The organism is Mesorhizobium sp. P160219 (assembly GCF_057786095.1).
In genome coordinates this window covers 2,730,544-2,756,045 of the sequence record NZ_JBYNWG010000001.1, presented here as the reverse complement: position 1 = coordinate 2,756,045, position 25,502 = coordinate 2,730,544, and the positions used below count along the sequence as shown (strand labels likewise).

Sequence of the window (25,502 nt, the reverse complement as noted above, 5' to 3'; positions counted from 1 at the left end):
CATCGGCCTCATCCGGTATGGCCGAATTTCACGATGGTCGCGACGTAGAAGATGACGACCAGAATCGCCAGCGCGACGCCGATCGCCGCCGAACGGTTGCGCCGCGCCTTCTTCTGGCTTTCGGTCAGCGTGACCAGTTCAAGCTTCTTGTCGATCATGGTCATGCTCCACCGATGGCCAAAGCGCGACCGACGACACAGTCGGCAAGATAGATGGCGAAGATGGCGAAGAGGTAGAGCAGCGAATAGGCGAACAGAGCCTTGGCCGGCTTCATGACGCGGTCGCTATCGGTCATGCACAGCACTTTCCAGGCATACCAGACGAAGCCGGCGCCGAGAGCCACTGATGCGACGCCATAGAAGGCGGTGGCGAAACCGAGCACCCAGGGCAGCACGCCGATCGGCGCCAGGATCAGGGCGTAGGCAAAGATCTGCCGGCGGGTCGAGGCCTGGCCGGCAACGTTCGGCATCATCGGGATGCCGGCCTTGGCGTAGTCGTCGGACTTGAACAGCGCCAGCGCCCAGAAGTGCGGCGGCGTCCACAGGAAGATGATCAGGAACAGGACGAGGCTTTCCAGGCTCACCGTTCCGGTCACCGCGGCCCAGCCGATGACCGGCGGGATGGCGCCGGCGGCGCCGCCGATGACGATATTCTGCGGCGTCGAGCGCTTCAGCCACATCGTGTAGACGACGGCGTAGAAGAAGATGGTGAAGGCAAGCAGCGCCGCCGACAGCCAGTTGACCAGCACGCCCAGCGTCATCACCGACAGCACCGAAAGCACAAGGCCGAAGCTCAGGGCTTCGCCGGGCAGGATACGGCCGGACGGTACCGGGCGGCCGGCGGTCCGGCTCATCACCGCGTCGATGTCGGCGTCGTACCACATGTTGAGCGCACCCGAGGCGCCGGCGCCGATGGCAATGGCCAGGATGGCGATCACCGCCAGCAGCGGGTTGATGGTCACGGGCGCAGCGACCATGCCGACAAAGGCCGTGAACACCACCAGCGACATGACGCGCGGCTTCAGCAGGGCGAAGAAATCGCCCGACGTGGCTTCCGACATGCGAAAGCCCGCTTCGTCAATCATTGGGTCGTCGACAAGGGCCATGCGTACATAAGTCCAATCATTCCGTTGGCCGAAAACCGCCGGCGGGCCGGCGGTTTCGTATTCGGGCTGCCTTACTTGATCTTCGGCAGCTGTTCCCACTGGTGGAAAGGCGGCGGCGAAGGCAGCTGCCATTCGAGCGTCGTTGCACCCTCGCCCCACGGGTTGGCGCCGGCGACGCGCTTCTTCTGGAAGGCCTCGAACACGCCATAGAGGAAGATCACCACGCCGACGGCCGATATATAGGAGCCGTAGGACGACACCATGTTCCAGCCGGCGAACGCGTCGGGATAGTCGATGGTGCGGCGCGGCATGCCGGCCAGGCCGAGGAAATGCTGCGGGAAGAAGATCAAATTGACGCCGACGAAGGTGACCCAAAAGTGGGTGTTGGCGATCACCGGCGAGTACATGTAGCCGGTCATCTTGGGGAACCAGTAGTACCAGCCGGCGAAGATGGCGAAGACCGCACCCAGCGACAGCACATAGTGGAAGTGGGCAATGACGAAATAGGTGTCATGCAGCGAGCGGTCGAGGCCGGCGTTGGCGAGCTGGACGCCGGTGACGCCGCCGACCGTGAACAGGAAGATGAAGCCCAGCGCCCACAGCATCGGCGTCTTGAACGAGATCGAGCCGCCCCACATCGTCGCGATCCAGGAGAAGATCTTCACGCCTGTCGGCACGGCGATGACCATGGTGGCGAAGACGAAGTAGCGCTGCGTGTCGAGCGACAGGCCGGTCGTGTACATGTGGTGCGCCCAGACGATGAAGCCGACGGCGCCGATCGCGACCATGGCGTAGGCCATGCCGAGATAGCCGAACACCGGCTTCTTCGAGAAGGTCGAGACGATGTGGCTGATGATGCCGAAGCCCGGCAGGATCAGGATGTACACTTCGGGGTGACCAAAGAACCAGAACAGATGCTGGAACAGGATCGGATCGCCGCCGCCATCCGGGGCGAAGAAGGTGGTGCCGAAATTGCGGTCGGTAAGCAGCATGGTGATGCCACCGGCCAGAACCGGAAGCGACAAGAGCAGCAGGAAGGCGGTGATCAGAACCGACCAGGCAAATAGCGGCATTTTGTGCAGCGTCATGCCCGGCGCGCGCATGTTGAAAATGGTGGTGATGAAGTTGATGGCGCCGAGGATCGAGGACGCGCCGGCAATGTGGATCGACAGGATCGCCAGATCCATGGCCGGCCCGGGCTGGCCGGAGGTCGACAGCGGCGGATAGAGCGTCCAGCCGCCGCCAACGCCATAGGCGCCGGGCGCGCTCGGCATGAAAGCCGAAGCGATGAGCAGCAGGAAGGCCGGCGGCAGCAGCCAGAACGAGATGTTGTTCATGCGCGGGAAGGCCATGTCAGGCGCGCCGATCATGATCGGCACCATCCAGTTGGCGAAGCCGCCGATCAGCGCCGGCATGACCATGAAGAAGATCATGATCAGCGCGTGCGCGGTGCCGAAGGCGTTGTACATGCTCTTGCCGCCGTCGATGGCGGCATCGCCGTTCATGCCATAGACCATCTGCGCCAGACCGGTGAAGATCTGGATGCCCGGCTCCTGCAGCTCCATGCGGATGACGACCGAAAGCGCGCCGCCGACGATGCCCGCGAAGATCGCGAAGATCAGGTAGAGCGTGCCGATGTCCTTGTGGTTGGTGGAGTACACCCACCGGACCCAGCCATGATAGGGCTTGTGGTCGTGGTCGTCGTGAGCTGCAGCTTCTGCCATGGTCGGCTCCGTTCCCTAATTCTTGCTAACCCGCGGCATCAATTGCCGGCGGCCGCTACCTTGTTGGTACCGTCGACCTCGGCCATCAGCGCCTTGTTGGCGCCGGGGAGGTCGGTCTTGGCTGCTGCCAGCCAGGTCTTGTACTGCGCATCGGATACGACGCGGACGGCGATCGGCATGAAGGCATGGTCCTTGCCGCAGAGCTGCGAGCACTGGCCGTAATAGATGCCTTCCTTTTCCGCCTTGAACCACGTCTCGTTGGTGCGGCCGGGAACCGCGTCCATCTTGATGCCGAAGGCCGGAACGGCAAAGGAATGGATCACGTCGGCTGCGGTAACCAGGACGCGCGTCATGGTGTTGACCGGCACGACCAGCTCGTTGTCGACCGCCAGCAGGCGCGGATAGACCTTGCGGTCTTCCTTGCCGATCGCGGCGCGGTCGGCGTCCTGCAGGATGGCCGAGTTGAAGGAGAGCGTGTTCTCGGTCTGGTACTCATAGTCCCAGTTCCACTGATTGCCCGTTACCTTGACGGTCAGCTTGGCCTCTTCCGGCGGCGTGTACTGCGCCGTCAGCAGCTGGAACGAGGGAATGGCGATGAACAGCAGGACGACGACCGGCCCGACTGTCCAGATGATCTCGATCAGCGTGTTGTGGCTGGTCTTGGACGGAACCGGGTTTTTGCTGGCGCGGAACCTGAAGATGCACCAGGCGAGAAGCGCCAGAACCAAAGCGGTGATCGGGACGACGAACCACATCGTGTAGTTCCCGAACCACTCGATCTGCCGCATCATGTCTGTCGCCGGCGGCTGAAATGTCATCTCCCACGGCTGCGGCTGGGCCGCATGGGCGGAGGCACCGGCGAAAAATGCGGCGGCGGCGCCTGCCGTTGCCATCAATTTGGCGCTTGCTGGGAATTTTCTCATCGCCCTCTTCATCTCCCGGTTCCTCGCGATCGCGACGCAAGAATATCGAACAATGCCGGGATGGGAATCCCGGACAGTCCCAAGGGTGGTTCAAACCATACTCTATTTCCCTCCGCAAGAAAGGAGCGGGCGAAACCGTGCGGCATTTTTGCGCGCAAGTGCTGCCGCGCTGTTTCGACGGCCTCGTGGCCCGCGCGGGTCGTCGACAGACAGGCTATGCGGGCTTGTGTCCGGAATGCGCCCGACGGTCGCAATTCGGGCGAATTTGCTAGGGAAAAGCGCATTATTGCGCCTGCCGGGGCTGACCGGCGGTCGCCCTATCCTTTACTTGGCCTTGGCGCGGCTTAAAGTGCCGTGATTCGCAATGGAGCCGTCATGACCTCTTGGCTTTCGAGAAACGCCTGGCATTCGAAGAGCGCCTGGCATTCGAAAAGCGCTTGGCTTTCGAGAAGCGGGGCGAAGGTCGTTTTTCTCGCCGCCCTGATCGGTGTCGGCTCGTCCGCAACCGGCGTCGCCAATGCAGCGCAGCCCAGCGGCACGGTCAAGTCGACGCATGGCGCGTGGTCGATCATCTGCGACACGCCGGCCGGCGCCACCTCGGAACAATGCGTGATGATGCAGAACGTCGTTGCCGAGGATCGCCCGGAAATGGGACTGTCCGTCGTCGTGTTGCGCACCGCCGACAACAAGGCCGAGATCCTGCGCGTGCTGGCCCCGCTCGGCGTTCTGCTGCCCAATGGCCTGGGCCTCAATGTCGACGGCAAGGATATTGGCCGCGCCTATTTCGTGCGCTGCTTCCAGGACGGCTGCTATGCCGAGGTCATTCTCGAAAAGCCGCTGCTCGATACGCTGAAGACCGGGACGTCGGCCACCTTCATCGTCTTCCAGACGCCGGAAGAAGGCATCGGCATCCCCGTCGACCTCAAGGGCTTCGCCGACGGTTTTGCCGCCCTGCCCTGAGCTTGATGCTTGCGAAACCGTTTCCTGACGCACAATTCCCACGGGTTTGATTGTTGGCTGTGGGGGTCATCATGCGTGCTTTTTCTTTGCTTTTTTCGACCGGTCTGATCCTGACCGGCGCCGTTTCCGTCGCCTTTGCCGAGGATACCGAAATCATCACGGCGCCCGATCCGGCCGTCATTTTCGAGCTTGCGAAAGGCTATGGCTCGGCCAAGATGGACAAGGACGACGGGGCGATCCGATGGTCTCGGGCCGGCTTCAGGGCATGAAATATGTCATCTACTTCTATGGCTGCGAAAACCATGAGAAGTGCAAGTCGATCCAGTTCTCCTCGGGCTATACCGACCCCTTCACGGCCGACCAGGCCAATGAATGGAACCAGAAATATCGCTGGGTGAAGGCCTTTTCGGGTGACGGGTCGAACTTCAAGATGGATGTCATGTTCAGGGGCGGGGTTACCCGCTCCTACCTGCTGCGGATCGTCATTGCGGATTGTGCAGGCGCGTCTTCGCGCCTACATCGTGGCAACACCATTCCTCCTGTGAGCGGACCTGCCATGAACAGCCTGACCGGCCAATTCGACATTTCAGATGATCGCATCAAGCGGATCGTCGCCGACACACTGAACGGCGCCGACGACGGCGAACTGTTCCTCGAATACAGCGAGAGCGAAGCGCTGATGTTCGACAATGGCAGGCTGAAGACCGCCAATTTCAACACCGACCAGGGTTTTGGCCTGCGCGCCGTGGCCGGCGAGGCCAGCGGCTACGCCCATTCCAGCGATCTTTCGGAGGCGTCGCTGCTGCGCGCCGCCGACGCGGTCTCGACCGTCAAGGGCGGCTATTCCGGCACGCTTGCCGCGGCACCCGCGCGCACCAACCGCCATCTCTATGGCGAGGAGAACCCGATCCCCTCGCCTTCCTTCGAGGTCAAGGCCAAGCTGTTGCAGGAGATCGACGCATGGCTGCGTGCCGAGGACCCGCGCGTGCGCCAGGTGACGGCCTCGCTCGCGGCGTCCTGGCAGCATGTCGAGATCGTGCGCGCCGACGGCCAGATCGTGCGCGACATCCGCCCGCTGGTCCGCATCAACGTTTCCGTCGTCGTCGGCGACGGCGACCGCCAGGAAAGCGGCTCCTATGGCATGGGCGGGCGCAAGGCGTTCGGCGAGTTCCTGGTCGAGGACGCCTGGAAGCATGCTGCCAGGGAGGCCCTCAGGCAGGCGCTGGTCAATCTCGAAGCCATTCCCGCGCCGGCCGGAACGTTCGACATCGTTTTGTCCAGCGGCTGGCCGGGCGTGATGCTGCACGAAGCCGTCGGCCACGGGCTGGAGGGCGACTTCAACCGCAAGAAGACCTCCGCCTTTGCCGGCCTGCTCGGCCAGCAGGTCGCCGCCAAGGGCGTTACCGTGGTCGATGACGGCACCATGCCCGAGCGGCGGGGTTCGCTGACCGTCGACGATGAAGGCACGCCTTCGGCCCGCAATGTGCTGATCGAGGACGGCAAGCTTGTCGGCTACATGCAGGACCGCCAGAACGCCCGGCTGATGGGCATGAAAGCCACGGGAAACGGCCGGCGCGAAGGCTATGCGCACCAGCCGATGCCGCGCATGACCAACACCTATATGACGGCAGGCGACATGGAGCCGGACGAGATCATCGCCTCGGTCAAGAACGGCATCTATGCCGTATCCTTCGGCGGCGGCCAGGTCGACATCACCTCGGGCAAGTTCGTGTTCGGCTGCACCGAGGCCTACATGATCGAAAATGGCAAGGTGACGCAGCCGATCAAGGGCGCCATGCTGATCGGCAACGGACCGGACGCCATGCACCGCGTTTCGATGATCGGCAACGACATGAAACTCGACACCGGCATCGGCATGTGCGGCAAGGCCGGACAAGGCGTGCCGGTCGGCGTCGGCCAGCCGCATCTCAGGATGAACCAGATGACCGTCGGCGGCACCAAGGTTTGAGGATACGAATCCGGTCGGCTTGAATACCTTCCGCGATAGGGCTATCTTACGTTCGTCTTACGCAAAGGGTCCTTCGATGGCCGCGACCGAAAAACTTATAACGACCGTCTCGACCAAGGGACAAGTCATCCTGCCCAGCGCTATCCGCAAACGGAGGGACTGGGGCGCGGGCACGCGCCTGCAGGTCGAAGACACACCGGACGGTGTACTTTTGAGACCGGCGCCTGCCTTTGCCCCGACACGACCAGAAGATGTCTTTGGTGTCCTGCCGCACAGTGGCAGACCGAAGACCTTGGAGGAGATGGACGCGGCCGTCCTTGCTGAAGCACGGCGGCGCCATGCTCGCGATTGATACCAACGTTGTCGTCAGGTATCTGACGAACGACGATCCCGAGCAGTCCCCGCGAGCCCGGCGGCTGATCGACGGTCAGCCCGTTTTCGTCGCCGTCACGGTGATCCTGGAGGCTGAGTGGGTGCTGCGCAGCGGCTATGGTTATGATCAGGCCTCGATCGTCAATGCACTGCGGGTGTTCGGCGGGCTTCCCACTGTCGAGATAGAGGATGCTGCGATCGTCTCGTCCGCGGTCGATCTAGCCGAGACGGGAATGGATTTCGCCGATGCGCTCCATCTGGGCAAGTCCTCGCACTGCTCAGCATTTGTGTCCTTCGACCGTAAGTTCATCAAGGCCGCACAAGCGGCCGGGTACGAAAGCGTTCGCGAAGGCTAGTTTGCCAGCCGGCTACGTCTTGCGGGGGGCGGCAAACTCAAGCACGGCCTTGTGAAAATCGGCGGATTAACGTCGCCGTTTCGGCTTCTCCAGCAGCGCCACGGCCTCGACATGCGGCGACCACAGGAACTGGTCGATGGGCGTGACGCTCTTCAAGATGTAGCCGCCGTCGATCAGGATGCGCAGGTCGCGTGCCAGCGTCACCGGATTGCAGGAGACGGCGGCGACGAACGGCACATCCGAGCGGGCGATCTGCTTCGACTGGTCCTCGGCGCCGGCGCGCGGCGGGTCGAAGACGACGCCATCGAAAGCATTCAGCTCCTTGAACGTCAGCGGCCGCCGGAACAGGTCGCGGCGTTCGCCGGTTACCCGCTTCAGGCCGGTGGCGAAGCGCGATCCGCGGTCGAGCGCCGAAAGGGCTGCCGCGTCGCCTTCGACCGCGTGGACTTCGGATTTGGCCGCCAGCCGAAGCGCAAAGCTGCCGCAGCCGGCGAAAAGATCGGCGACTTTCCTGGCCCGTTTCAGGTGTCCGCCAACGATATCGGCCATCGTCTGCTCGGCGGCTTGCGTTGCCTGCAGGAAGGCGCCAGGCGGTATGGCGACAGCGACGGTGCCGAACATGACCACCGGCTTTTTCGGCTCGATGACAATCTCGTCGTCGATCGAAAGCCGGGCAAAGCCATTGGCCATGATGAAGTTGGAGGCGACCCGGCGCTGGTTCTCGCCCAGCTTGCCCGACTCATAGACAGCGACGTCAAGCCCCGAGCCCGTCACAGTGACCGCCATCCGGAACGATTTGGTGGTGGCGCAAACCAGGTCGGCGACTGATCGCAAGCGATCGAGCGCGGCAACGATCTCCGGCAGTGAGATCGGACATTCCTCGATGGGGATGATTTCCGGCGACAGATGGCGATGGAAGCCAAGCAGCATGCCTGTGTCGGCGCGCCTGGCGGCAAGCACGACGCGGCGGCGTGTGTGTGGCGCACACGGCACCAGGGCGCCGATGTCGCCGGCAATGCCTTTCAAGGCGTGCACGACCTTGTCGCGTTTCCATTGCTGGTAAGCGTCGGCTTGCAGATGCTGGACGGCGCAGCCGCCGCATTCGGTGAAATGCCGGCAGGCCGGATCGATACGCAGCGGCGACGTCTCCAATACCGCCATCAGCATGGCGCGATCCCTCTCGCGCGCGGCGGTGACGGTCTCGCCGGGCAGGGTGAAGGGAATGAACAGCTCGCCGGTTTCCGTCTCGGCGACGCCGTCGCCCTGCGAACCCAGTCTCTTGATGGTGAAGCCCGTGCTCATCGGTCCTTGGTCCCGGCATCCTTAATCCCGGCAAGCAGGAATTCGCGGTTGCCGTCGCCGCCTTCGATCGGCGACATGTGCAGGCCCAATGTACGCCAGCCAGGGACGCCTTCGAGCCATTCCTGCAGCAAGCCGGCCACACGGGCGGCGTCATAAGGGTCTTTCAACAGACCGCCCTTGCCGATTGCCTCGCGGCCGGCCTCGAATTGCGGCTTGACCAGAAACACCGCACGAGCGCCGTCCCGTGCCAATGCCAACGCCGGTGGCATCGCCAGTTTCAACGAGATGAAGCTTACATCGGAGACGATGAAATCGGGGATACGGCCGCCGAGATCGGCAGCCGCGAGCTCGCGAGCGTTGAGGCCCTCGATCACGGTGACGCGCGGGTCGGACGAGACACCGGGATGCATCTGGCCGTGGCCGACATCGATGGCAGTGACATGGGCCGCGCCGCGTTCGAGCAGCACCTGGGTGAAGCCGCCTGTCGAGGCGCCGATATCGAGGGCTTCACTGCCCGCGGGATCGAGACTGAAATGGTCGAGCCCGGCGATCAGCTTCAGCGCCGCGCGTGAGACATAACCCTGCGCCGGGTCGTCGATGACGATGAGACAGTGCGGCAGAACCGTCTGGCCGGGCTTGCGGGCGACCACGCCGTCGACCGTCACGGTGCCGCGCTCGACCGCGTCGCGGGCGCGCGAGCGGCTCGCAAACAGGCCGCGCTGGACGAGCAATTCGTCGAGCCGCTGGCGTGTGCTGGCTGGCAGAGGGGAGTTCATCGGCCTTCATGGCGAAAGCCGGCCGCGAAGGCAAGGACATTGGCATAGGAGGACGTCGAGACCCGGGCCGCAAGCCAGTCCGCCCGGTTGAATAGCGCAGCCAGTCCGGCAAGATGTAGAGGCTCAGGCAATGCGGAGGAAGACGAATGCTGACGGGAACCTGCCATTGCGGCGCCGCCCACTGGACCCTGGAAGGCGATCCCGGCCCGATCACGGCCTGCAATTGCACGCTTTGCCGCCGCTATGGCACACTCTGGGCCTATGACTTTGTCGACGAGCGTATCCGGCTTGTGGGGCCTGTGCAGTCCTACACCCGCGCTGGCAAGGAGACGCCGTCGCTGGAAATACTGTTTTGCCCGACATGTGCCTGTGTGCTTGCCTGGCGCGGTTTGCGCCGCAGCGACAGCGGCCGCACGCGGATCGCCGTCAATGTCAGGCTGGCACCGCCGGAGGCGGTCGCCGACCTGCCGATCGACCATTTCGACGGGCTGGACACTTATGACGACCTGCCGCGCGATGGGCGCTGCGTGCGCGATATGTGGTTTTAGAAGATCGTCCGTGAGACCTGCCGTTCAACGGCCGGCATCAGGCCGTCGCTTCCGTCATCTGAAGCCTGCTTGCGCGGGCGCTCGACAGCAACGACTGGTGCGTCCGGCACGACGACAAGCTGCGGCACCTGCTTGTAGGAAAAAGCGCCCCTGATATCGCCCATCTTGCGGGCGACGATGCCTGCCACCGCCTGTTCGAGCTTGCGGTCATAGCGCGTCTCGGCCATGGCCGGCGCGGCGATGACGGCCAAAAGGGCCGCGCCGCACAGAAGCGTTCGCATTGTTTTTAACTCCCTGCCTGGAGGCAGTTCTAGCAGGGCGGCGTTGAAAAACGGCCAAAAGAGACGGTAAGCGAAACGCCAAAGAGAAGCGTTAACAAAGTGTCAGGCTTGCACAGGCAACTGCTTCAGCTGCGTGAGGTTTGATTCAGGCGCGCTGCGCGCGCGCGGAATGGCCGAGCGCGACGAACACGGTGCGCACGATGCCGGCCGCGTCGAGCCCGGCATCGGCATACATTTTTTCCGGCTTGGCGTGGTCGGCGAACTCGTCCGGCAGCACCAGCGGCCGAACTTTCAGACCGCTTTCCAGCAAGCCTTCATGGGCGAGGCACTGCAGCACGTGGCTGGCGAAACCGCCGACAGCCCCCTCTTCCACCGTCACCAGCACTTCGTGCGAGCGGGCGAGACGGCGGATCAAATCCTCGTCCAGCGGCTTGGCGAAACGGGCGTCCGCAACCGTCGTCGAAAGCCCTGCCGCGCCGAGTTCCTCGGCCGCCAGCAGACAGTCCTGCAGTCTTGTGCCAAAGGACAGAAGCGCCACCTTGGTGCCTTCCCTGACGATGCGGCCCTTGCCAATTTCGAGCACCGAGCCGCGCTCCGGCATGTCGACGCCGACGCCATTGCCGCGCGGATAGCGGAAGGCGATCGGGCCTTCGTCATAATAGGCGGCGGTGCGCACCATGTGGCGAAGCTCCGCCTCGTCGGCGGCCGCCATCACCACGAAGCCCGGCAGCGTCGCCAGGAAGGTGGTGTCGAAGGCGCCGCAATGAGTGGCGCCGTCGGCGCCGACGAAACCGGCGCGGTCGATCGGGAAACGCACCGGCAGTTTCTGGATCGCCACATCATGGACGACCTGATCGTAGGCGCGCTGCAGGAAGGTCGAATAGATGGCGGCGAAGGGCTTGTAGCCCTCGCTGGCGAGGCCGGCGGCGAAGGTCACGGCATGTTGCTCGGCAATGCCGACATCGAAGGTCCGGGTCGGAAACGCTTCGCCGAACAAATCGAGGCCGGTGCCGTTCGGCATGGCGGCGGTGACGGCGACGATACGTTCGTCCAGGCGGGCTTCCTGGACCAGGCTTTCGGCAAACACCTTGGTGTAGGCCGGCGCATTGGCCGGGGCCTTGGTCTGCGCGCCGGTGATGACGTCGAACTTGTTCACGCCATGATATTTGTCGGCCGCAGCCTCGGCCGGCGCGTAGCCCTTGCCCTTCTGGGTCACGACATGGATCAGCACCGGACCGTCGGCATGGTCGCGGACGTTCTTCAGCACCGGGATCAGATGCTCGAGATTGTGGCCGTCGATCGGGCCGATATGGTAGAAGCCAAGCTCCTCGAACAGCGTGCCGCCGGTGACGTAGCCGCGCGCATGCTCGACCGCCCGCTTGATGGCGCGATCGGCACGCTTGCCGAGATAGGAGGTCAGTTTCTTGCCGAAGTCGCGCAGGCCAAGATAGGTCTTGCCAGAGGCAAGCCGCGCCAGATAGGCGCTCATGGCGCCGGTCGGCGGCGCGATCGACATGTCGTTGTCGTTGAGAATGACGATCAGGCGAGCATCGAGCGCGCCGGCATTGTTCATGGCTTCATAGGCCATGCCGGCAGACATGGCGCCGTCGCCAATGACGGCAATGACATTGTTGTGGCCGCCGGAGAGGTCGCGCGCCATGGCCATGCCGAGGCCAGCGGAAATGGAGGTCGAGGAGTGCGCGGCGCCGAACGGGTCGTATTCGCTCTCGGCGCGACGGGTGAAGCCGGACAGGCCGCCCTCCTGGCGCAGCGTGCGGATGCGGTCGCGGCGGCCGGTCAGGATCTTGTGCGGATAGGCCTGGTGGCCGACATCCCAGATCACGCGGTCTTCCGGCGTGTTGAAGACATAGTGCAGCGCCACCGTCAGTTCGACGACACCGAGGCCGGCGCCGAGATGCCCGCCCGTATGCGAGACGGCATCGATCAGCTCGGCGCGCAGCTCCGAGGCCAGCTGCGGCAGCTCGCTTTCGTCAAGCTTCTTCAGGTCGGCTGGAATGCGGACCTTGTCGAGAAGCGGCGTATGCAGCGTTGCGTTCACTGGTAAAGGGCCTGCTCAGCTATGATGCGCGTCGATCATGGCGAAATATGCCTGCGTCGCCGGAATGTAAATGCGTGTCAGTGACGCGGGTGATGCTGACGTTAATTGTCCGGTAACGGAATGAACTCTTCCTCGTCTCCGGGAACGATATCGAAGCGGCCCGTCTTCCATTCCTGCTTGGCCTGTTCGATGCGTTCCTTCGACGACGAGACGAAGTTCCACCAGATGTGGCGCGGGGAGCCGAGCGAAGCGCCGCCGAAGAGCATGAAATGGGCGCCGCGCTCGGACGACACGACGATCTCGTCGCCAGGCCGGAACACCAGCAGCCGTTCGGCCGGAAAACGGTCGCCCGAGATTGAGACATCGCCGTCCAGCGTGTAGATGGCGCGTTCCTCGGCGTCGGCGGGAATTTTGACGCTGGCGCCGGGCGCCAGCCTCAGATCGGCGTAGAGCGTCTCGGTGTCGGCTCTTACCGGCGAGCGCAGTCCCTGGAAATCGCCGATCACCACGCGGCCGGAAACACCTTCGGCGTCGATCTCGGGCAGAAGGAGCGCGGCCGTGTTCTCGAACACCGGCGCCACTTCCTCCTTGCCGTCGGGCAAAGCCAGCCATGTCTGCAGGCCGGAGACCGACATCGGCGCGCCGCGCAGTTCTTCGGGCGTGCGCTCGGAATGGACAATGCCGCGGCCGGCGGTCATCAAATTCACGTCGCCGGGCTGGATGACCATCTCGGTGCCGAGCGAATTGCGGTGCCTGATATTGCCGTCGAACAGATAGGTGACGGTGGAAAGCCCGATATGCGGGTGCGGGCGCACATCCATCGCCTGGCCGGCGCGCAAGATCGCCGGCCCCATGCGGTCGAAGAAGATGAAGGGACCGACCAGCCGCCGCTTTGCCGTCGGCAGAGCGCGGCGAACCTGGAAGCCGCCAATATCCTTGGCGTTTGGAATGACCATGAGCTCGATCTGGTCGCTGGCGAAGGCATCGCCAGGCTCAGGGTCCTTGCCGGGGAAGAAACTCATCTGGATGTCCTCAGGCGAAGCGGAGCGCCGATTTGGCTTTTGCCTTGGCCGCCACCTCTTCGCGATTGCGCGGATGATGCGTGGTTTCCAGCGAATGCAGCAATTCATGCGCCGATTCGGCGATCGCCTCGACGGCACGGTCGAAGGCCGCCTGGTTGCGCTGCGAGGGCCGCGTCGTTCCGCTCAGTTTGCGCACGAATTGAAGCGCGGCGTCGCGGATCTCGTCATGGGTCGCCGGCGGCTCGAAATTGAACAGGGTCTTGATGTTTCTGCACATGCTTGAACTCCTATCTGCTTTATGCCCGCCCCATTCCACTACTCCGCGTCGAGCGGCTCCGTTCCCACCGGTTTGCCATCACGCGACAGCCTGATCTTCTCGACCTTGTCTTCGGCGGCCTTCAGCAGCCGGTCGCAATGGGCCTTCAGCGCTTCGCCGCGCTCATAGATCTTGATCGACTGGTCGAGCGGCACGTCGCCGCGTTCGAGATCATCGACAATCTTTTCCAGCGCGTCGAGTGCCTGCTCGAAGCTCATCGCCTTGACGTCTTCGTTTGCTTCGCCAGCCATACTTTATCCCTTCATCAGCCGCCCGACATGGGCAGCGACCGAAAATGCCAATCCCTGCAGATCGTAGCCGCCCTCGAGCAGGCTGACGAGCCGGTTGCCGCTGTGGCGCCCGGCGCGTTCCAGCAACTGGCCGGTCGCCCAGTCGAAATCGTCCTCGCTGAGGTTGATCTCGGCCAACGGATCGCGATGGTGAGCGTCGAAGCCTGCGGAAATGATGATCAGATCGGGCGCGAAATTGTCGAGTGCCGGCAGGACGCGCGACAGCAAGGCATCGCGAAACATGTCCGAGCCGGTCTGCGGCGCCAGCGGCGCGTTGACGATGTTGCCGGCGCCGGTTTCGTTTTTAGCCCCGGTGCCGGGATAGAGCGGCATCTGGTGCGTCGAACAATAGAGCACCGAGGGATCGTCCCAGAAAATGTCCTGCGTGCCATTGCCGTGATGCACGTCCCAGTCGACGATGGCGACACGCTCGGCGCCGTGTTTCTTCTGCGCGTAGCGGGCCGCGATCGCCGCGGTGTTGAACAGGCAAAAGCCCATGGCCGTGGTCTTTTCGGCATGATGGCCGGGCGGACGCGCGGCGACGAAGGCGTTGGCGACGCTGCCCTCGAAAACATCGTCGACGGCAGCGTTGGCCGCACCGATGGCAGTGACCACCGCCTGCCAGCTTTTCGGGCTGGCGCTGGTGTCGGCGTCGATCGAGGCAATGCCGCTTTCAGGGATCGCGGCGCGGACGCGGGCGACGAAATCCTCGGGGTGGGCGTAGAGGATTGTGGCCTCGTCGCCTTGCGGCGCCGTTACCCGATCGAGTGCGGTGAAGGCCTCGTCGTCGAGCACGCGCTCGATAGCTCGCAATCGGTCCGGCCGCTCCGGATGACCGGGGGGCGTCAGATGTTCGAGGAAGATCGGATGGGTGTAGAGCCTGGTGACCATGACCCGATATAGGCGCGCCCGGCCGCTTTGACCATGGTTTGACGCCGCACCGCCCCGACGTTCAACAGGGATTACACCCCGGGCGCCGGCTGCGTCCAGCGCGAGCCGCCGAAGGAGGCCAGCGCCTTATCCCTGAGTTCCCTGAACTTGGACGACCCCTCGGCCAGCCGCTGGTCCCATTCGGCGTTCGGCACCTGGCCTTCGATGGTCTTGAAATAGACCTGCATCAGGCAGGCTATGGCGAAGGGTTCGATGAAGGCCGCCTTGAAGGCCCAGGCAAGGAGGATGGCGAGCACGAAGGCCCAGCCGCCGAGCTGCCCCGGAATGAACCACATGATGGCGGCGGCCGGCGCCAGCATCAAAAGGAAGATGACGAAGGACACAGCCCACATGATGACCGCCAGCCAGATGGCGTTCTTGACCATGGTCTTGCCGTTCTGGGCGTAGAGCACGACGCCTTGCCGGGCTGTCTCGAAGGGCGATGATGAATTGATGCGGATGTTGTAGCCGAGGATGATCTCGTCGACATAGGTCAGCGACAGGCGGATGACCGTATTGATGAAAGCGATCAGGCCGCCGAGACCCGGAATGGGCAGGAAGGCGGCGATGCCGCCGATCAGGCCGGTGATGGCGCGGATGGCGCCCTTGACCAGCTGGTCGACCACGAAAAGGATGTTGGCCTCGGCGAAACGCTCCTTCACCACGTCCTTGGCGTAGGCGATCTGGTCCTGCCCATTGGGAACGTCCCGGCCATCGATCAAATGGACCATGACGGCGATATGGCCGGCCTTGACGACGTAGAGGATGTATTCGCGGATCCAGTAGAGCGCGATCGAAACGATGCCGATGCCGACGATGCCGCCCCACAGTGCAAAGGAAAGCGGCCCGTCGGGATCGGTGGAGATATGGCCGACGCCATAGCCGACGGAGGCGCCGCTGCCGGTCGCCACGATATAGGCGAGCGTAATGCCGAAATAGACGATCATGCGAAAGACGATGAATGGCCATGTCCTGATCATGATGGACACCGACCTGCCGATTTCGAAATCCCACATGCGCCCGAATCTCCCCTCAGAGATGGACGGCGAGGATGAACCCGGGCCGGGAATTGTCAATCTCGGCAAATGCCGGGTCTGGGCCGACCAGATTTCAGGCCGGCTGCGAACCCTGTTTTTTGAGAAGCCCTTCAAGCAGTTGCTGGAAGGCTGCCACCACGGTCTTCGACGTCGCTTCGGGGTCGTTCGAATTGGCGATGCGCTGCGCCGCCTGGCTGCTGGCGCCGTTGATCAGCCGGGCGGCGGTTTCGGGGTCGACGCCGGGGACGACCACCCCCTCCTGCTGCAGAGCCGTCAGATGATCGGTCATCGAGCCGACGCAGGCATTGGCGTTCGGCCATTGCGCCGGATCGCCGAGCACAGCCGGACCGTCGCGAAACATGATGCGCTGGATTTCCGGCTCCAGCGCCATCTCGATATAGGTCGTGCATTCGTCGACGAAACGCTGCCAGCGGCTTGGCGCCCGCGACGCAATCTCATGGATGCGGACGGCCATCTCGCCATCGATTTCGGCGATGACGGCCTGCAGCAGGCCCTTCTTGTCGCCGAAATGATGATAGAGCGCACCGCGCGTCAGCCCGGCCGAGGCGGTGAAGTCGTCCATCGACGCGTCGGCATAGCCGATCGTGCCGAAAGCGTGGCGGGCCGCCGTGATCAGCTTGGCGCGCGTTTCGGCAATTATCTCCTTGCGGGGTCTGTGCATGGTTCTGGCCTTATTCACATACGCTTCGTATGCCAATTGACATACGCGGCGTATCGACTACCTATATTCATACGCATCGTATGTAATTGTCGAATTGGCCTTTGTCGAGGAACCAGCCATGCAAAACCCATACTCGGAAATCTTTCGTGCCCCTGGAGCCAAGGGGTTTGCCGCCGCGGGCTTCCTCGCGCGGCTGCCGATCGCCATGGCGCCGATCGGCATCGTGGCCATGCTCTCGCAGACGCGTGGCGAATACTGGCTGGCGGGAGCTGTCTCGGCGACGTTCGCGCTGAGCAACGCTTTCGTGGCGCCGCAGATATCACGGCTGGTCGATCGCCTCGGCCAGACGCGGATCGTGATTCCGACCACCATCCTCACCGTGCTCGCCTTCGCGGTGCTGATTGCCGCAGCCAATCAGGACTGGCCGGTGTGGACGCTGTTTGTGTCGGCACTGGCGGCCGCCGCCATGCCCAGCATGCCGGCGATGGTGCGCGCGCGCTGGACCGAGATTTTTCGCGGCCGGCCGCAGATGAACACCGCATTCGCCTTCGAATCGGCGGCGGACGAACTCGTCTACATTGCAGGCGCATCGCTGTCGGTGGGCTTGAGTGCCGCTCTGTTCCCGGAAGCCGGTGTCCTGGTCAGCACGCTATTCCTCGCCCTTGGCTCGGCAGCCTTCATCCTGCAGCGTTCGACCGAACCACAAGTGCGGCCGGTGAATCATGTCTCGAGCGGCTCGGCAATCCGGCTCAGGCCGGTGCAGATCATCACCTTCGCCCTGATCTTCGTCGGCGCCACCTTCGCGACGACGGAAGTGAGCACGGTGGCGATCACCAAGGAACTCGGCCAGCCGGGCGCCGCCAGCCTCGTCATCGGCGTCTATGCGCTGGGATCGTTCGTGCTCGGCCTCGTCGCCGGTGCGCTCAACCTGAAAGCGCCGCTGCAGCGCCAGTTGGCCCTCGCGGTCGCCCTCGTTGCGCTCGGCACATTGCTGCCGCTCACCGCCGACACGGTGCCGCTGCTGGCGCTGACCGTTTTCATCAGCGGCGTGGCGATCTCGCCAACCTTCATCACCGCCTTCGGCCTGATCGAACGCCACGTGCCGGAAGCGATGCTGACCGAAGGCATCACCTGGGTGATGACAGGCATCGGCATCGGCATGGCGCTCGGTTCGTTTGCCGCCGGTGCGGTGGTGGATGAATTCGGCGCCCGCAACGGGTTCTGGGTCTCGGTGGCGGCCGGCGTCATCGCATTGGTCACGGTGTTGCTGGGCCAGCGCAGCCTGGCCACCCACACATGCGAGCTGGACGGATGCGACGCGGCCGCCGTTCCCGCGGAATAAACGCACAAGCGTCCGGTCGGGAACGCGGATCGGACGCAGCTTCTCCAAAGGAGCGCGGCTCCCTACGACTGTTCAAGCCTCTTGCGGATCTCGTTTCCATCGAGAACGACAACAGGACTTCCCAGTGTCTCAACCATATCCGGGTTCAGATGGGGTATGGTTTCAGCGCGCCCGACCATCGGCGGACATTCTCCGGCGCAATACACGACCGAGCTGGTGACACGCAGGATTTTCCACAGCGCTTCGTAGAGGCGCGGATCGTCGGGCGGCCGCGCGACGGTGAAGCCTGAACATCGCGAGGCATCGCCGGGGTCGAAATTGAGATAGAGGTCGGCCGACGACGCATCGTCATAGGCGACGACCCAGCAGGTGAATTCAGGTTCACGCCTGGTGACGAACGGCGCGAAGGCATCCTCGACGATCGATGTGGGGAAGTAGCTCTCTTCGCCATCTTCAAAGCAATTGAGATAGGCCTCGAAGCTCATCCGACCGCCCCCTGTCCCCTAGAAAATCTCGGTCTTGGCGATATGAATGCCAAAGCCCTCAAGCCCGACATAGTGGCGTTCGCGCGAGGCGATCAAATTGATCGAGGAGATGCCGAGATCCTTGAGAATCTGCGCGCCGAGGCCGATTTCTCGCCACTCGTTCTCACGGCGGCGGGCCTCTTCGTGGTCCTCACGGTCGGCACTCATCGGCCGGTTGCGCTCCTGATGGGCGACGCCGACCGAACCCTCTCGGAGGTAAACGATGACGCCGCGCTTGCGTTCGCCCATCGCCTTCATAATGGCGTCGAGCCGGTGGCTGGTGCCGAACACGTCGGTCACCACATCCTCCGAATGCAGCCGCACCGGCACGTCCTCGCCATCACGGATGTCGCCGAAAACGACCGCGACATGGTGCATGGAATCCCAGGGCAGCGTGTAGGTGAAGACCTGTGCCTTGCCGCCGAGTGTGTCGATTTCGGAGCAGGCGACGCGTTCGACCAGCGTTTCCTTGCGCTGCCGGTAGGCGATGAGGTCGGCGACCGAAACCTGCTTGAGGCCATGTTCCTCGGCAAAGCTCGCCACCTGCGGGCCGCGCTTGACGGTGCCGTCGTCATTGACCAACTCCGAGATCACGCCAACCGGCGGCAGGCCGGCAAGCTTGCAGAGATCGACCGCGGCTTCGGTATGGCCCGAACGCATCAGCACGCCGCCTTCCCTAGCGATCAGCGGGAAGATGTGGCCGGGGCGAACGAAATCCGAACCGCCGACATTGCCGTTGGCCAGGTTGCGCACGGTCAGCGTGCGGTCCTCGGCCGAAATGCCGGTGGTGGTGCCATGCTTGAAATCGACGCTGACGGTAAAGGCCGTGGTGTGGGCGGAATCATTGTCGGCGACCATTGGCTGCAGATTGAGCCGCTTGGCCTCCTCGCGCGGCATCGGCGTGCAGACGATGCCGGAGGTGTGACGGATGATGAAGGCCATTTTCTCCGGGCTGCAATGCACGGCGGCAACGATCAGGTCGCCCTCGTTCTCACGCCCGTCATCGTCCATGACGACGACGATCTCGCCGCGCTCGAAGGCGCGGATGGCTTCGACGATTTTCTTCTGATCGTATGGCATTGGCTCGCTTCGCTCGCAGGGAATAGGGGTTGGGCAGTAGGAGTTAGGGAAGGAAGTACGGGCTGGCTTATTGCCTAATCCCTACTGCCTAATCCCCGGCCTGTCTGTCCCCGGTGCCGCAGATAATGGTCGGCGATGGCGCAGGCAACCATGGCTTCGCCGATCGGCACGGCGCGGATGCCGACGCAGGGGTCGTGGCGGCCCTTGGTCATGACGTCGACGTCGTTGCCGTCCTTGTCGATGGATTTTCGCGGCGTCAGGATCGACGAGGTCGGCTTGACGGCGAAGCGGGCGACGATCGCCTGGCCGGTCGAGATGCCGCCCAGAATGCCGCCGGCATTGTTGGACAGGAAGACCGGCTTGCCGTCATTGCCGATGCGCATCTCGTCGGCATTCTGTTCGCCGGTGATGCGCGCGGCTTCGAAACCGTTGCCGATCTCGACGCCCTTGACGGCGTTGATCGACATCAGGCCGGACGCGATGTCCTGGTCGAGCTTGGCATAGATCGGCGCGCCAACGCCGGCTGGCACGCCGTCGGCGATGATTTCAATAACCGCGCCCACCGAGGAGCCGGATTTGCGGATGCCGTCGAGATAGCTGGTGAAGACCGGAACGGAGGCCGGATCGGGGGTGAAGAACGGGTTTTCGGCGTCACCGATGAAATTCCAGTTCCAGTTGGCGCGGTCGATCGATTTCTCGCCCATAGACACCAGCGCGCCGCGCACCACCATGCCGGGCACCACCTTACGGGCGAGCGCGCCGGCGGCCACGCGCGCCGCCGTCTCGCGGGCCGAGGAGCGGCCGCCGCCGCGATGGTCGCGCAGGCCGTATTTGACGTCATAGGTGTAGTCGGCGTGGCCGGGCCGGTACTGGCGGGCAATGTCGCCATAGTCCTTGGAGCGCTGGTCGACATTCTCGATCAGCATCGAGACGGGCGTGCCGGTGGTGATCATCGTCTCGCCGTCCTCGTCGAGGATGAAGCCGGACAGCACGTTCACCTCGTCCGGTTCGCGGCGCTGGGTCACAAAACGCGACTGGCCGGGACGGCGCTTGTCGAGTTCGGCCTGGATTTCGGCCCGTGTGAAGCGGATGCCGGGCGGGCAGCCGTCGACGACACAGCCGAGCGACGGGCCATGGCTTTCGCCCCAGGTGGTGACGCGGAAGAGATGGCCGAACGTGTTGTGAGACATCAATTTTAGCCCTGCCCGGCAGCGGAACCGGATCAAGGGTGCGTTCTATTGGCGTTTTCCACAGCGGTCAAACTGTGATCCGGCGGTTTTAGTTTTGACACATTCGGTTGGTTTCTGCTCTCTTCCATCCGCCCGTTGAAAGCTCGCCGCCATCCGTGCAGGCGCAATGACAAAGAGGACGACGATGCGTACCCTGATTGGCGCTGCTGCCGCCATGTTGCTGATTTCCACCGCCGCCTATGCCGGCCAGACCGAAGGCCTGATCAAGAAGGTCGACAAGGACGCGCTGACGCTGACGCTGGAGGACGGTAAGTCCTTCAAGCTCAACGCCGAGACCGATCTCGATTCGCTAAAGCCGGGCATGGATATCGTCATTGCCTATGACGTGACGAATGGCGAGAACGTCGTCACCGACATGGAACTGCCCGACACCGAGTAACACCGACGCCGAACAGGGTCTTGCCGCTCGGCGGAGCCCTGCCCGGATAAACAGGACGGTCGTCCTGTTTTTATCTGCTCGAACCTAAAGCCAATCCAGACGCCCGTCCTGCAGCCTGAGCACCCGGTCCTGCCGCACTTCCAGGTTTGCCGCTTCATGTTCGGAAACACCTTCGACCATCCGAAACAGAGTCCGCACGACGCCACCATGCGTGACGCAGACCGTCTGGCGGTCGAGCGCCTCGAACCACGGCTTCACCCGTTCGAGCAGCATCTGGTAGCTTTCGGCGCCCTCGCCCGGCGGCTGGAAATTCCATTTGTTGCGTCGTCGCGCCTTCGCCGAGCCCGGCATTCGCGCGTCGAGTTCGGCATAGGTAAAGCCCTGCCAGTCGCCAAAGTGCACCTCGACCAGACGCGGGTCGGTGCGGTAGGCATCGGGATCGAGCTGCATCGCCAAGCGCAGCCGCTGCATCGTCTCGCGCGTCCGCTTCATCGGGCTGGCGACAAAGTCGAAATCCTCAGGGTTCTGGATCAGTTCGGCCAGCCGCCGTCCATTGCGGGTCGCCTGCTCGCGGCCGAGCGCGTTGAGATCGGTGTCGGCCTGGCCCTGCAGCCGCGACTCGGCATTCCACTGCGTCTGGCCATGGCGCACGATGTAGACGAGCGGAACCATCAGGTCTTCCGGAAATCAGGACAGGCGGGCGGAAACCGCGGCAGAACTATTCCTTGACGGTCGAAATATCCGGCGCGTCGACCGCCTTCATGCCGACGACGTGATAGCCGGAATCGACATGGTGCACCTCGCCGGTGACGCCACGCGACAGGTCCGACAGGAAATAGACGGCGGAATCGCCGACTTCTTCCTGGGTGACGGTCTGCTTCAGCGGCGAATTGTATTCGTTCCACTTGAGGATGTAGCGGAAGTCGCCGATGCCCGAAGCAGCCAAGGTCTTGATCGGCCCGGCCGAGATGGCGTTGACGCGGATCTTCTTGCCGCCGAGGTCGACGGCGAGATAGCGCACGCTGGCTTCGAGCGCGGCCTTGGCGACACCCATGACGTTGTAATGCGGCATGACCTTTTCGGCGCCGTAATAGGTCAGCGTCAGCAGCGAGCCGCCGTCGGTCATCAGCGCTTCGGCGCGCTTGGCGATGGTGGTGAAGGAATAGACCGAAATGTCCATGGTGCGCAGGAAATTGTCGCGCGTCGTCTCGACATAGCGTCCGGTCAGCTCGTCCTTGTCGGAAAAGGCGATGGCATGGACGAGGAAGTCGAGCTTGCCGCCCCAATGCTTTGCGACATTGGCAAACACCTCGTCGAGGCTCGCCGGATCAGTGACATCGCAATGACCGGCGACAAAGGCGCCCAATTCCGCAGCCAGCGGCTCGACGCGCTTCTTGAACGCCTCGCCCTGATAGGTCAGCGCGATCTCGGCGCCATGGTCGACGCAGGCCTTGGCGATGCCGTAGGCAATCGATCTGTTGTTGGCGACGCCCAGTATAAGGCCGCGCTTGCCGGCCATTAGGCCCTGTCCACCCGCCATGTCAGCGCTCTCCGAAAGGTTTTCTGCTTTGGAGTGCCTATCGCACAGGCAGAAAGGCGCATCAAGCACAGACGGGGCGCGCGTTCAATTCAGACACTCGGCGTGACAACGAATGGGGGATAATAAGGTTGTTGTGAGATTTGAACGCCTCACTGCGGCCAGCGCGCCTTGACGGCCCAGGCCGGGCAGCCGAATCGGCTGGCCGGCACCGCATCGGCCCTATCCAGCCATTTTGCGCCAGGGAATGAGCATTCCCACCTGCTTGCGGTAGAGGCGGTACTGATCGCCAAACATCGCGACGAGATCGCGTTCCTCGAGGAAGATGCCGAGCAGGATGTAGCCGGTGCTGCCCGCCGCGAACAGAAGATGGCCCCATGTCATCGACGGCGTCGCCCAGAAGGCCAGGAGAAAGCCGACATAGAGCGGGTGCCGGACCCATTTATAGAACAGCGGCGTCCTGAACACGGGCGGCGCCGGTTCGCTCTTGCGCAAAGCGGCGAGAACCTGGCGCAGGCCGAACAGTTCGAAATGGTTGATCAGAAAGGTGCTGGTCAACAATACCGCCCAGCCGAGCCAGAACACGCCATGGATGACGGCGACCCAGACCGGGTTCTCGACCGTCCAGACGAGACCGGGGATCGGCCGCCATTGCCAGTAGAGCAGCAGCAGGATGAGGCTGGCCAAAAGCACATAGGTGCTGCGTTCGGCCGCGTGCGGGACAATCCGTGTCCACCAGCGCTTGAAAACCGGCCGCGCCATGATGCTGTGCTGGGCGGCGAAAAGGCCGAGCAGCAGCGCATTGACGACGACGGCTTCGACCGGACTTCCAGCGACTCCGGAATCGATGGATTTCGGCACGACCAGGTTGCCGACGAAACCGACCGCATAGAGAAACGAACCGAGAAAAATCAGGTATGCGGCAACGCCGTAGATAAGGGTGATTACGCCCGCCATGACTGCCCCTCCATGCAAGCATCAGGATTCGGTCGGTCGACCGAATTCAGTGTCAAAAACCATAAATTCTCTGACGAGTCAACTTGATCGGTCGCTCGACCGAGATAGAGTGGAGGGACGTCCAGCCCCGGACAGGAGAAGCTATGATCCGCCCAGATTGCACAGCTACCAGCGGCAGCCACGCCGCATGACGGACGCTGCCCAAGCCGTTACCCCACCGCAGAACAAGCAAAAGCGCGACACGCGCGCCGAACTGATTTCAGCCGCCGAGTTGTGCCTCCATCGAGGCGGCTACGCCGATCTGTCGACGCGCCGCGTTGCCGAGATCGCCGGCGTTCCGCTCAGCCAGATCCATTACCATTTCGGCTCCAAGGAACGGCTGTTCCTGGCCCTGCTCGACCATCTGAACGAGGGCCTGCTGAAACGCCAGGCGGAGACTTTTGCGGCACCGATGCCGCTGTGGCAACGCTGGGAGCGCGCTTGCGATTTCCTCGACGATGATCTGGCGTCCGGCTATGTCCGGATCCTGCACGAGATGATCGCGGCAAGCCTGTCGAGCCCCGAGATCGCCAAGGCGGTGCGCCGCGACCTGCGCGGCTGGTTCGAACTGCTGGACGGACTGGCGCAAGAGGCGGAGCGTCGGTTCGGCGGCCTCGGGCCATTCTCCGCCGCCGAAGTAACCAGCCTGGTCAGCGCCGCATTCCTCGGCAGCGAGACGATGATCCTGCTTGAGATCGAGAGCCCGCATGTCCCGGTGCGGCAGGCGTTGCGCCGCTTCGGCGAAACCATCCGGCGGATGGAGGAAGCAGCGCCCGGCAGTTAGCCAGCGAAGTCGAGCCGCGTCAGCCTTTGCGGCTGCGCATCAGCGCTTCGAGTTCGCTGTCGCCGCCTTCCGGCAGCATGATGCGGACATGGGCGTAGAGATCGCCATGGCCGCCGGCCTTTTCCGGCAAGCCCCTGCCCTTCAGGCGCAGCACCTTATCGGAACTCGACCAGGCCGGAATGTTGACCGCCAGCCTGCCGGTCGGCGTGTCGACCGGCACCTTGGCGCCCAGCACCGCGTCGGCCAACGCTACCTCCAGATCGGCATGCAAGTCACGGCCCTCGATGCGGTAGCGAGGGTGCCTGCGGATACGGATCTTGACCAGCGCATCGCCCGGCTGTCCCGGCCCCTGCTCGCCCTGGCCCTTCAGCCGGATGGTCTGGCCATCCTCGACATAGACCGGCAGCTTGACCGCGATCTTGCGGCCGTCGGGGAACATCGCCGTCACCTTTTCGGCGGTCGCTATCTCCTCGATGGTGACGTCGAGTGTGACGTTCAGATCGGCGGCGGTCGCCTGCTGGCGGCGGTCGCCTGTTCCGGCGCCGCGCGCGCCGGAAAAGGCGTCGCCGAAGATCTGGCTGAAAATGTCGCTGTTGCCGTCGAACGGATCGCCGCCCGGACGCCCCGATCGGAATTCGAAGCGCGAGCCGCCGGCGCCCTGCTGGCGGCGGAAGCCACCGAACGGATCGCCGCCGCCGGCTGCGCCCTCGAAGCCCTGGAATTTCGGCTTGCCGTCGGCGTCGATCTCGCCGCGGTCGAAGGCCGCACGGTTCTTCTCGTCGCCGACGACCTCATAGGCCTGATTGGCGGCGGCAAAACGGTCCTTGGCCTTGGGATCATTCGGATTCTGGTCCGGATGATACTTCTTGGCGAGCTTGCGGTAAGCCGATTTTATGTCCTTGGCCGATGCGTTCTTGGCAACGCCCAGCACCTCATAGGGGTCGCGCATGCGTCCTGC

The 25,502-nt window shown here is 63.5% G+C and carries 30 protein-coding genes; 9 read left to right on the top strand and 21 right to left on the bottom strand.

What is annotated here, in order from left to right; all coding sequences use genetic code 11:
• Positions 1–8: 8 nt before the first annotated feature.
• From AC3EMP_RS13225 to coxB, 4 genes are all read right to left on the bottom strand, one after another.
• Positions 9–164 carry a hypothetical protein gene (locus AC3EMP_RS13225; protein WP_023668418.1) on the bottom strand — a complete coding sequence of 52 codons (156 nt, stop codon included), beginning with the start codon at positions 162–164 and terminating at the stop codon, positions 9–11.
• Complete coding sequence (locus tag AC3EMP_RS13220) at positions 161–1,105, bottom strand: heme o synthase (RefSeq protein WP_023827469.1); 945 nt, start codon at positions 1,103–1,105, stop codon at positions 161–163. Before AC3EMP_RS13220 ends, AC3EMP_RS13225 begins: the two co-directional genes overlap by 4 nt.
• A gap of 71 nt (positions 1,106–1,176) precedes the next feature.
• Complete coding sequence (ctaD, locus tag AC3EMP_RS13215) at positions 1,177–2,829, bottom strand: cytochrome c oxidase subunit I (RefSeq protein WP_023668420.1); 1,653 nt, start codon at positions 2,827–2,829, stop codon at positions 1,177–1,179.
• A gap of 38 nt (positions 2,830–2,867) precedes the next feature.
• Positions 2,868–3,764 (bottom strand): cytochrome c oxidase subunit II, encoded by an 897-nt coding sequence (gene coxB, locus AC3EMP_RS13210; protein WP_050485823.1) that lies wholly within the window; start codon positions 3,762–3,764, stop codon positions 2,868–2,870.
• Between the two features lie 363 nt (positions 3,765–4,127).
• Between coxB and AC3EMP_RS13205 the strand changes: the two genes are divergently transcribed.
• The 5 genes from AC3EMP_RS13205 (at position 4,128) to AC3EMP_RS13185 (ending at position 7,409) form a co-directional block, all read left to right on the top strand.
• Complete coding sequence (locus tag AC3EMP_RS13205; RefSeq protein ID WP_023749721.1) at positions 4,128–4,712, top strand: invasion associated locus B family protein; 585 nt, start codon at positions 4,128–4,130, stop codon at positions 4,710–4,712.
• A 71-nt stretch (positions 4,713–4,783) separates the two neighbouring features.
• Positions 4,784–4,981, top strand: coding sequence for a hypothetical protein (locus AC3EMP_RS13200; protein ID WP_023749722.1), 198 nt, complete (start codon positions 4,784–4,786; stop codon positions 4,979–4,981).
• Positions 4,978–6,681 (top strand): metalloprotease TldD, encoded by a 1,704-nt coding sequence (gene tldD / locus AC3EMP_RS13195; protein WP_352711122.1) that lies wholly within the window; start codon positions 4,978–4,980, stop codon positions 6,679–6,681. The genes AC3EMP_RS13200 and tldD overlap by 4 nt, the downstream gene beginning before the upstream one ends.
• 76 nt (positions 6,682–6,757) lie before the next feature.
• On the top strand, positions 6,758–7,033 hold the full coding sequence (locus AC3EMP_RS13190; RefSeq protein ID WP_081732289.1) for an AbrB/MazE/SpoVT family DNA-binding domain-containing protein: 276 nt from the start codon (positions 6,758–6,760) through the stop codon (positions 7,031–7,033).
• On the top strand, positions 7,020–7,409 hold the full coding sequence (locus AC3EMP_RS13185) for a type II toxin-antitoxin system VapC family toxin (protein ID WP_023692077.1): 390 nt from the start codon (positions 7,020–7,022) through the stop codon (positions 7,407–7,409). Before AC3EMP_RS13190 ends, AC3EMP_RS13185 begins: the two co-directional genes overlap by 14 nt.
• A 66-nt stretch (positions 7,410–7,475) precedes the next feature.
• On the opposite strand, the gene AC3EMP_RS13180 is transcribed toward AC3EMP_RS13185, so the two are convergent.
• Positions 7,476–8,711 carry a class I SAM-dependent RNA methyltransferase gene (locus AC3EMP_RS13180; protein ID WP_352711119.1) on the bottom strand — a complete coding sequence of 412 codons (1,236 nt, stop codon included), beginning with the start codon at positions 8,709–8,711 and terminating at the stop codon, positions 7,476–7,478.
• Positions 8,708–9,487, bottom strand: coding sequence for a TlyA family RNA methyltransferase (locus tag AC3EMP_RS13175; RefSeq protein ID WP_352711116.1), 780 nt, complete (start codon positions 9,485–9,487; stop codon positions 8,708–8,710). Before AC3EMP_RS13175 ends, AC3EMP_RS13180 begins: the two co-directional genes overlap by 4 nt.
• 146 nt (positions 9,488–9,633) lie before the next feature.
• Here AC3EMP_RS13175 and AC3EMP_RS13170 point away from each other — a divergent pair, with 146 nt between their 5' ends.
• The gene (locus tag AC3EMP_RS13170; protein ID WP_023692079.1) at positions 9,634–10,035 is read left to right on the top strand and encodes a GFA family protein; all 402 of its coding nucleotides are present in this window, start codon (positions 9,634–9,636) and stop codon (positions 10,033–10,035) included.
• On the opposite strand, the gene AC3EMP_RS13165 is transcribed toward AC3EMP_RS13170, so the two are convergent.
• The 8 genes from AC3EMP_RS13165 to AC3EMP_RS13130 all read right to left on the bottom strand — a co-directional run bounded on the left by AC3EMP_RS13165 (position 10,032) and on the right by AC3EMP_RS13130 (position 16,652).
• Complete coding sequence (locus AC3EMP_RS13165; protein ID WP_023668429.1) at positions 10,032–10,316, bottom strand: hypothetical protein; 285 nt, start codon at positions 10,314–10,316, stop codon at positions 10,032–10,034. The genes AC3EMP_RS13170 and AC3EMP_RS13165 overlap by 4 nt on opposite strands.
• Before the next feature lie 145 nt (positions 10,317–10,461).
• Positions 10,462–12,375 (bottom strand): 1-deoxy-D-xylulose-5-phosphate synthase, encoded by a 1,914-nt coding sequence (dxs, locus tag AC3EMP_RS13160; protein WP_352711113.1) that lies wholly within the window; start codon positions 12,373–12,375, stop codon positions 10,462–10,464.
• A gap of 101 nt (positions 12,376–12,476) precedes the next feature.
• Positions 12,477–13,397: a pirin family protein gene (locus AC3EMP_RS13155; protein WP_460221949.1), complete on the bottom strand. Its 921-nt coding sequence runs from the start codon at positions 13,395–13,397 to the stop codon at positions 12,477–12,479.
• A 10-nt stretch (positions 13,398–13,407) separates the two neighbouring features.
• Positions 13,408–13,674, bottom strand: coding sequence for a DUF2277 domain-containing protein (locus AC3EMP_RS13150; RefSeq protein WP_023668432.1), 267 nt, complete (start codon positions 13,672–13,674; stop codon positions 13,408–13,410).
• Positions 13,675–13,712: 38 nt separating this feature from the next.
• Complete coding sequence (locus AC3EMP_RS13145; protein ID WP_023668433.1) at positions 13,713–13,964, bottom strand: exodeoxyribonuclease VII small subunit; 252 nt, start codon at positions 13,962–13,964, stop codon at positions 13,713–13,715.
• A gap of 3 nt (positions 13,965–13,967) precedes the next feature.
• Positions 13,968–14,894 carry a histone deacetylase family protein gene (locus AC3EMP_RS13140; RefSeq protein ID WP_023685412.1) on the bottom strand — a complete coding sequence of 309 codons (927 nt, stop codon included), beginning with the start codon at positions 14,892–14,894 and terminating at the stop codon, positions 13,968–13,970.
• 71 nt (positions 14,895–14,965) lie between these two features.
• Positions 14,966–15,949 (bottom strand): hypothetical protein, encoded by a 984-nt coding sequence (locus AC3EMP_RS13135; protein ID WP_352711111.1) that lies wholly within the window; start codon positions 15,947–15,949, stop codon positions 14,966–14,968.
• Positions 15,950–16,043: 94 nt separating this feature from the next.
• On the bottom strand, positions 16,044–16,652 hold the full coding sequence (locus AC3EMP_RS13130) for a TetR/AcrR family transcriptional regulator (RefSeq protein ID WP_352711108.1): 609 nt from the start codon (positions 16,650–16,652) through the stop codon (positions 16,044–16,046).
• Between the two features lie 118 nt (positions 16,653–16,770).
• Here AC3EMP_RS13130 and AC3EMP_RS13125 point away from each other — a divergent pair, with 118 nt between their 5' ends.
• Positions 16,771–17,994, top strand: a complete 1,224-nt coding sequence (locus AC3EMP_RS13125) for an MFS transporter (RefSeq protein WP_352711107.1) — start codon at positions 16,771–16,773, stop codon at positions 17,992–17,994.
• 62 nt (positions 17,995–18,056) lie between these two features.
• Here the strand turns inward: AC3EMP_RS13125 and AC3EMP_RS13120 are convergent, their stop codons facing one another.
• From AC3EMP_RS13120 to aroC, 3 genes are all read right to left on the bottom strand, one after another.
• Positions 18,057–18,479, bottom strand: coding sequence for a hypothetical protein (locus AC3EMP_RS13120; protein WP_023685408.1), 423 nt, complete (start codon positions 18,477–18,479; stop codon positions 18,057–18,059).
• Between the two features lie 18 nt (positions 18,480–18,497).
• Entirely contained in the window at positions 18,498–19,598 is a 1,101-nt protein-coding gene (gene ribB, locus AC3EMP_RS13115; protein ID WP_023685407.1) for a 3,4-dihydroxy-2-butanone-4-phosphate synthase, read from the bottom strand.
• Between the two features lie 74 nt (positions 19,599–19,672).
• Positions 19,673–20,788 (bottom strand): chorismate synthase, encoded by a 1,116-nt coding sequence (gene aroC, locus AC3EMP_RS13110; RefSeq protein WP_352711105.1) that lies wholly within the window; start codon positions 20,786–20,788, stop codon positions 19,673–19,675.
• A gap of 184 nt (positions 20,789–20,972) precedes the next feature.
• Here aroC and AC3EMP_RS13105 point away from each other — a divergent pair, with 184 nt between their 5' ends.
• Complete coding sequence (locus AC3EMP_RS13105; protein ID WP_023685405.1) at positions 20,973–21,227, top strand: DUF1344 domain-containing protein; 255 nt, start codon at positions 20,973–20,975, stop codon at positions 21,225–21,227.
• Positions 21,228–21,311: 84 nt separating this feature from the next.
• Here AC3EMP_RS13105 and AC3EMP_RS13100 read toward each other — a convergent pair whose 3' ends face one another.
• From AC3EMP_RS13100 to mddA, 3 genes are all read right to left on the bottom strand, one after another.
• Positions 21,312–21,899 (bottom strand): histidine phosphatase family protein, encoded by a 588-nt coding sequence (locus AC3EMP_RS13100; RefSeq protein ID WP_023685404.1) that lies wholly within the window; start codon positions 21,897–21,899, stop codon positions 21,312–21,314.
• Between the two features lie 46 nt (positions 21,900–21,945).
• The gene (gene fabI / locus AC3EMP_RS13095; protein ID WP_023727494.1) at positions 21,946–22,767 is read right to left on the bottom strand and encodes an enoyl-ACP reductase FabI; all 822 of its coding nucleotides are present in this window, start codon (positions 22,765–22,767) and stop codon (positions 21,946–21,948) included.
• A 219-nt stretch (positions 22,768–22,986) separates the two neighbouring features.
• A complete protein-coding gene (mddA, locus tag AC3EMP_RS13090) occupies positions 22,987–23,721 on the bottom strand; it encodes a methanethiol S-methyltransferase (RefSeq protein ID WP_023740700.1) in 735 nt (244 codons plus the stop codon).
• Positions 23,722–23,908: 187 nt separating this feature from the next.
• Between mddA and AC3EMP_RS13085 the strand changes: the two genes are divergently transcribed.
• Positions 23,909–24,544: a TetR/AcrR family transcriptional regulator gene (locus AC3EMP_RS13085; protein WP_023740699.1), complete on the top strand. Its 636-nt coding sequence runs from the start codon at positions 23,909–23,911 to the stop codon at positions 24,542–24,544.
• A gap of 19 nt (positions 24,545–24,563) precedes the next feature.
• Here AC3EMP_RS13085 and AC3EMP_RS13080 read toward each other — a convergent pair whose 3' ends face one another.
• Complete coding sequence (locus tag AC3EMP_RS13080) at positions 24,564–25,493, bottom strand: DnaJ C-terminal domain-containing protein (RefSeq protein WP_023692090.1); 930 nt, start codon at positions 25,491–25,493, stop codon at positions 24,564–24,566.
• Between the last annotated feature and the right edge of the window lie 9 nt (positions 25,494–25,502).

Coding starts and splice junctions, on each gene's coding strand:
- AC3EMP_RS13225 (WP_023668418.1), bottom strand. CDS start 164: ATGACCATGATCGACAAGAAGCTTGAACTGGTCACGCTGACCGAAAGC.
- AC3EMP_RS13220 (WP_023827469.1), bottom strand. CDS start 1,105: ATGGCCCTTGTCGACGACCCAATGATTGACGAAGCGGGCTTTCGCATG.
- ctaD (WP_023668420.1), bottom strand. CDS start 2,829: ATGGCAGAAGCTGCAGCTCACGACGACCACGACCACAAGCCCTATCAT.
- coxB (WP_050485823.1), bottom strand. CDS start 3,764: ATGAAGAGGGCGATGAGAAAATTCCCAGCAAGCGCCAAATTGATGGCA.
- AC3EMP_RS13205 (WP_023749721.1), top strand. CDS start 4,128: ATGACCTCTTGGCTTTCGAGAAACGCCTGGCATTCGAAGAGCGCCTGG.
- AC3EMP_RS13200 (WP_023749722.1), top strand. CDS start 4,784: ATGCGTGCTTTTTCTTTGCTTTTTTCGACCGGTCTGATCCTGACCGGC.
- tldD (WP_352711122.1), top strand. CDS start 4,978: ATGAAATATGTCATCTACTTCTATGGCTGCGAAAACCATGAGAAGTGC.
- AC3EMP_RS13190 (WP_081732289.1), top strand. CDS start 6,758: ATGGCCGCGACCGAAAAACTTATAACGACCGTCTCGACCAAGGGACAA.
- AC3EMP_RS13185 (WP_023692077.1), top strand. CDS start 7,020: ATGCTCGCGATTGATACCAACGTTGTCGTCAGGTATCTGACGAACGAC.
- AC3EMP_RS13180 (WP_352711119.1), bottom strand. CDS start 8,711: ATGAGCACGGGCTTCACCATCAAGAGACTGGGTTCGCAGGGCGACGGC.
- AC3EMP_RS13175 (WP_352711116.1), bottom strand. CDS start 9,487: ATGAACTCCCCTCTGCCAGCCAGCACACGCCAGCGGCTCGACGAATTG.
- AC3EMP_RS13170 (WP_023692079.1), top strand. CDS start 9,634: ATGCTGACGGGAACCTGCCATTGCGGCGCCGCCCACTGGACCCTGGAA.
- AC3EMP_RS13165 (WP_023668429.1), bottom strand. CDS start 10,316: ATGCGAACGCTTCTGTGCGGCGCGGCCCTTTTGGCCGTCATCGCCGCG.
- AC3EMP_RS13155 (WP_460221949.1), bottom strand. CDS start 13,397: ATGAGTTTCTTCCCCGGCAAGGACCCTGAGCCTGGCGATGCCTTCGCC.
- AC3EMP_RS13150 (WP_023668432.1), bottom strand. CDS start 13,674: ATGTGCAGAAACATCAAGACCCTGTTCAATTTCGAGCCGCCGGCGACC.
- AC3EMP_RS13145 (WP_023668433.1), bottom strand. CDS start 13,964: ATGGCTGGCGAAGCAAACGAAGACGTCAAGGCGATGAGCTTCGAGCAG.
- AC3EMP_RS13140 (WP_023685412.1), bottom strand. CDS start 14,894: ATGGTCACCAGGCTCTACACCCATCCGATCTTCCTCGAACATCTGACG.
- AC3EMP_RS13135 (WP_352711111.1), bottom strand. CDS start 15,949: ATGTGGGATTTCGAAATCGGCAGGTCGGTGTCCATCATGATCAGGACA.
- AC3EMP_RS13130 (WP_352711108.1), bottom strand. CDS start 16,652: ATGCACAGACCCCGCAAGGAGATAATTGCCGAAACGCGCGCCAAGCTG.
- AC3EMP_RS13125 (WP_352711107.1), top strand. CDS start 16,771: ATGCAAAACCCATACTCGGAAATCTTTCGTGCCCCTGGAGCCAAGGGG.
- AC3EMP_RS13120 (WP_023685408.1), bottom strand. CDS start 18,479: ATGAGCTTCGAGGCCTATCTCAATTGCTTTGAAGATGGCGAAGAGAGC.
- ribB (WP_023685407.1), bottom strand. CDS start 19,598: ATGCCATACGATCAGAAGAAAATCGTCGAAGCCATCCGCGCCTTCGAG.
- aroC (WP_352711105.1), bottom strand. CDS start 20,788: ATGTCTCACAACACGTTCGGCCATCTCTTCCGCGTCACCACCTGGGGC.
- AC3EMP_RS13105 (WP_023685405.1), top strand. CDS start 20,973: ATGCGTACCCTGATTGGCGCTGCTGCCGCCATGTTGCTGATTTCCACC.
- AC3EMP_RS13100 (WP_023685404.1), bottom strand. CDS start 21,899: ATGGTTCCGCTCGTCTACATCGTGCGCCATGGCCAGACGCAGTGGAAT.
- fabI (WP_023727494.1), bottom strand. CDS start 22,767: ATGGCGGGTGGACAGGGCCTAATGGCCGGCAAGCGCGGCCTTATACTG.
- mddA (WP_023740700.1), bottom strand. CDS start 23,721: ATGGCGGGCGTAATCACCCTTATCTACGGCGTTGCCGCATACCTGATT.
- AC3EMP_RS13085 (WP_023740699.1), top strand. CDS start 23,909: ATGACGGACGCTGCCCAAGCCGTTACCCCACCGCAGAACAAGCAAAAG.
- AC3EMP_RS13080 (WP_023692090.1), bottom strand. CDS start 25,493: ATGCGCGACCCCTATGAGGTGCTGGGCGTTGCCAAGAACGCATCGGCC.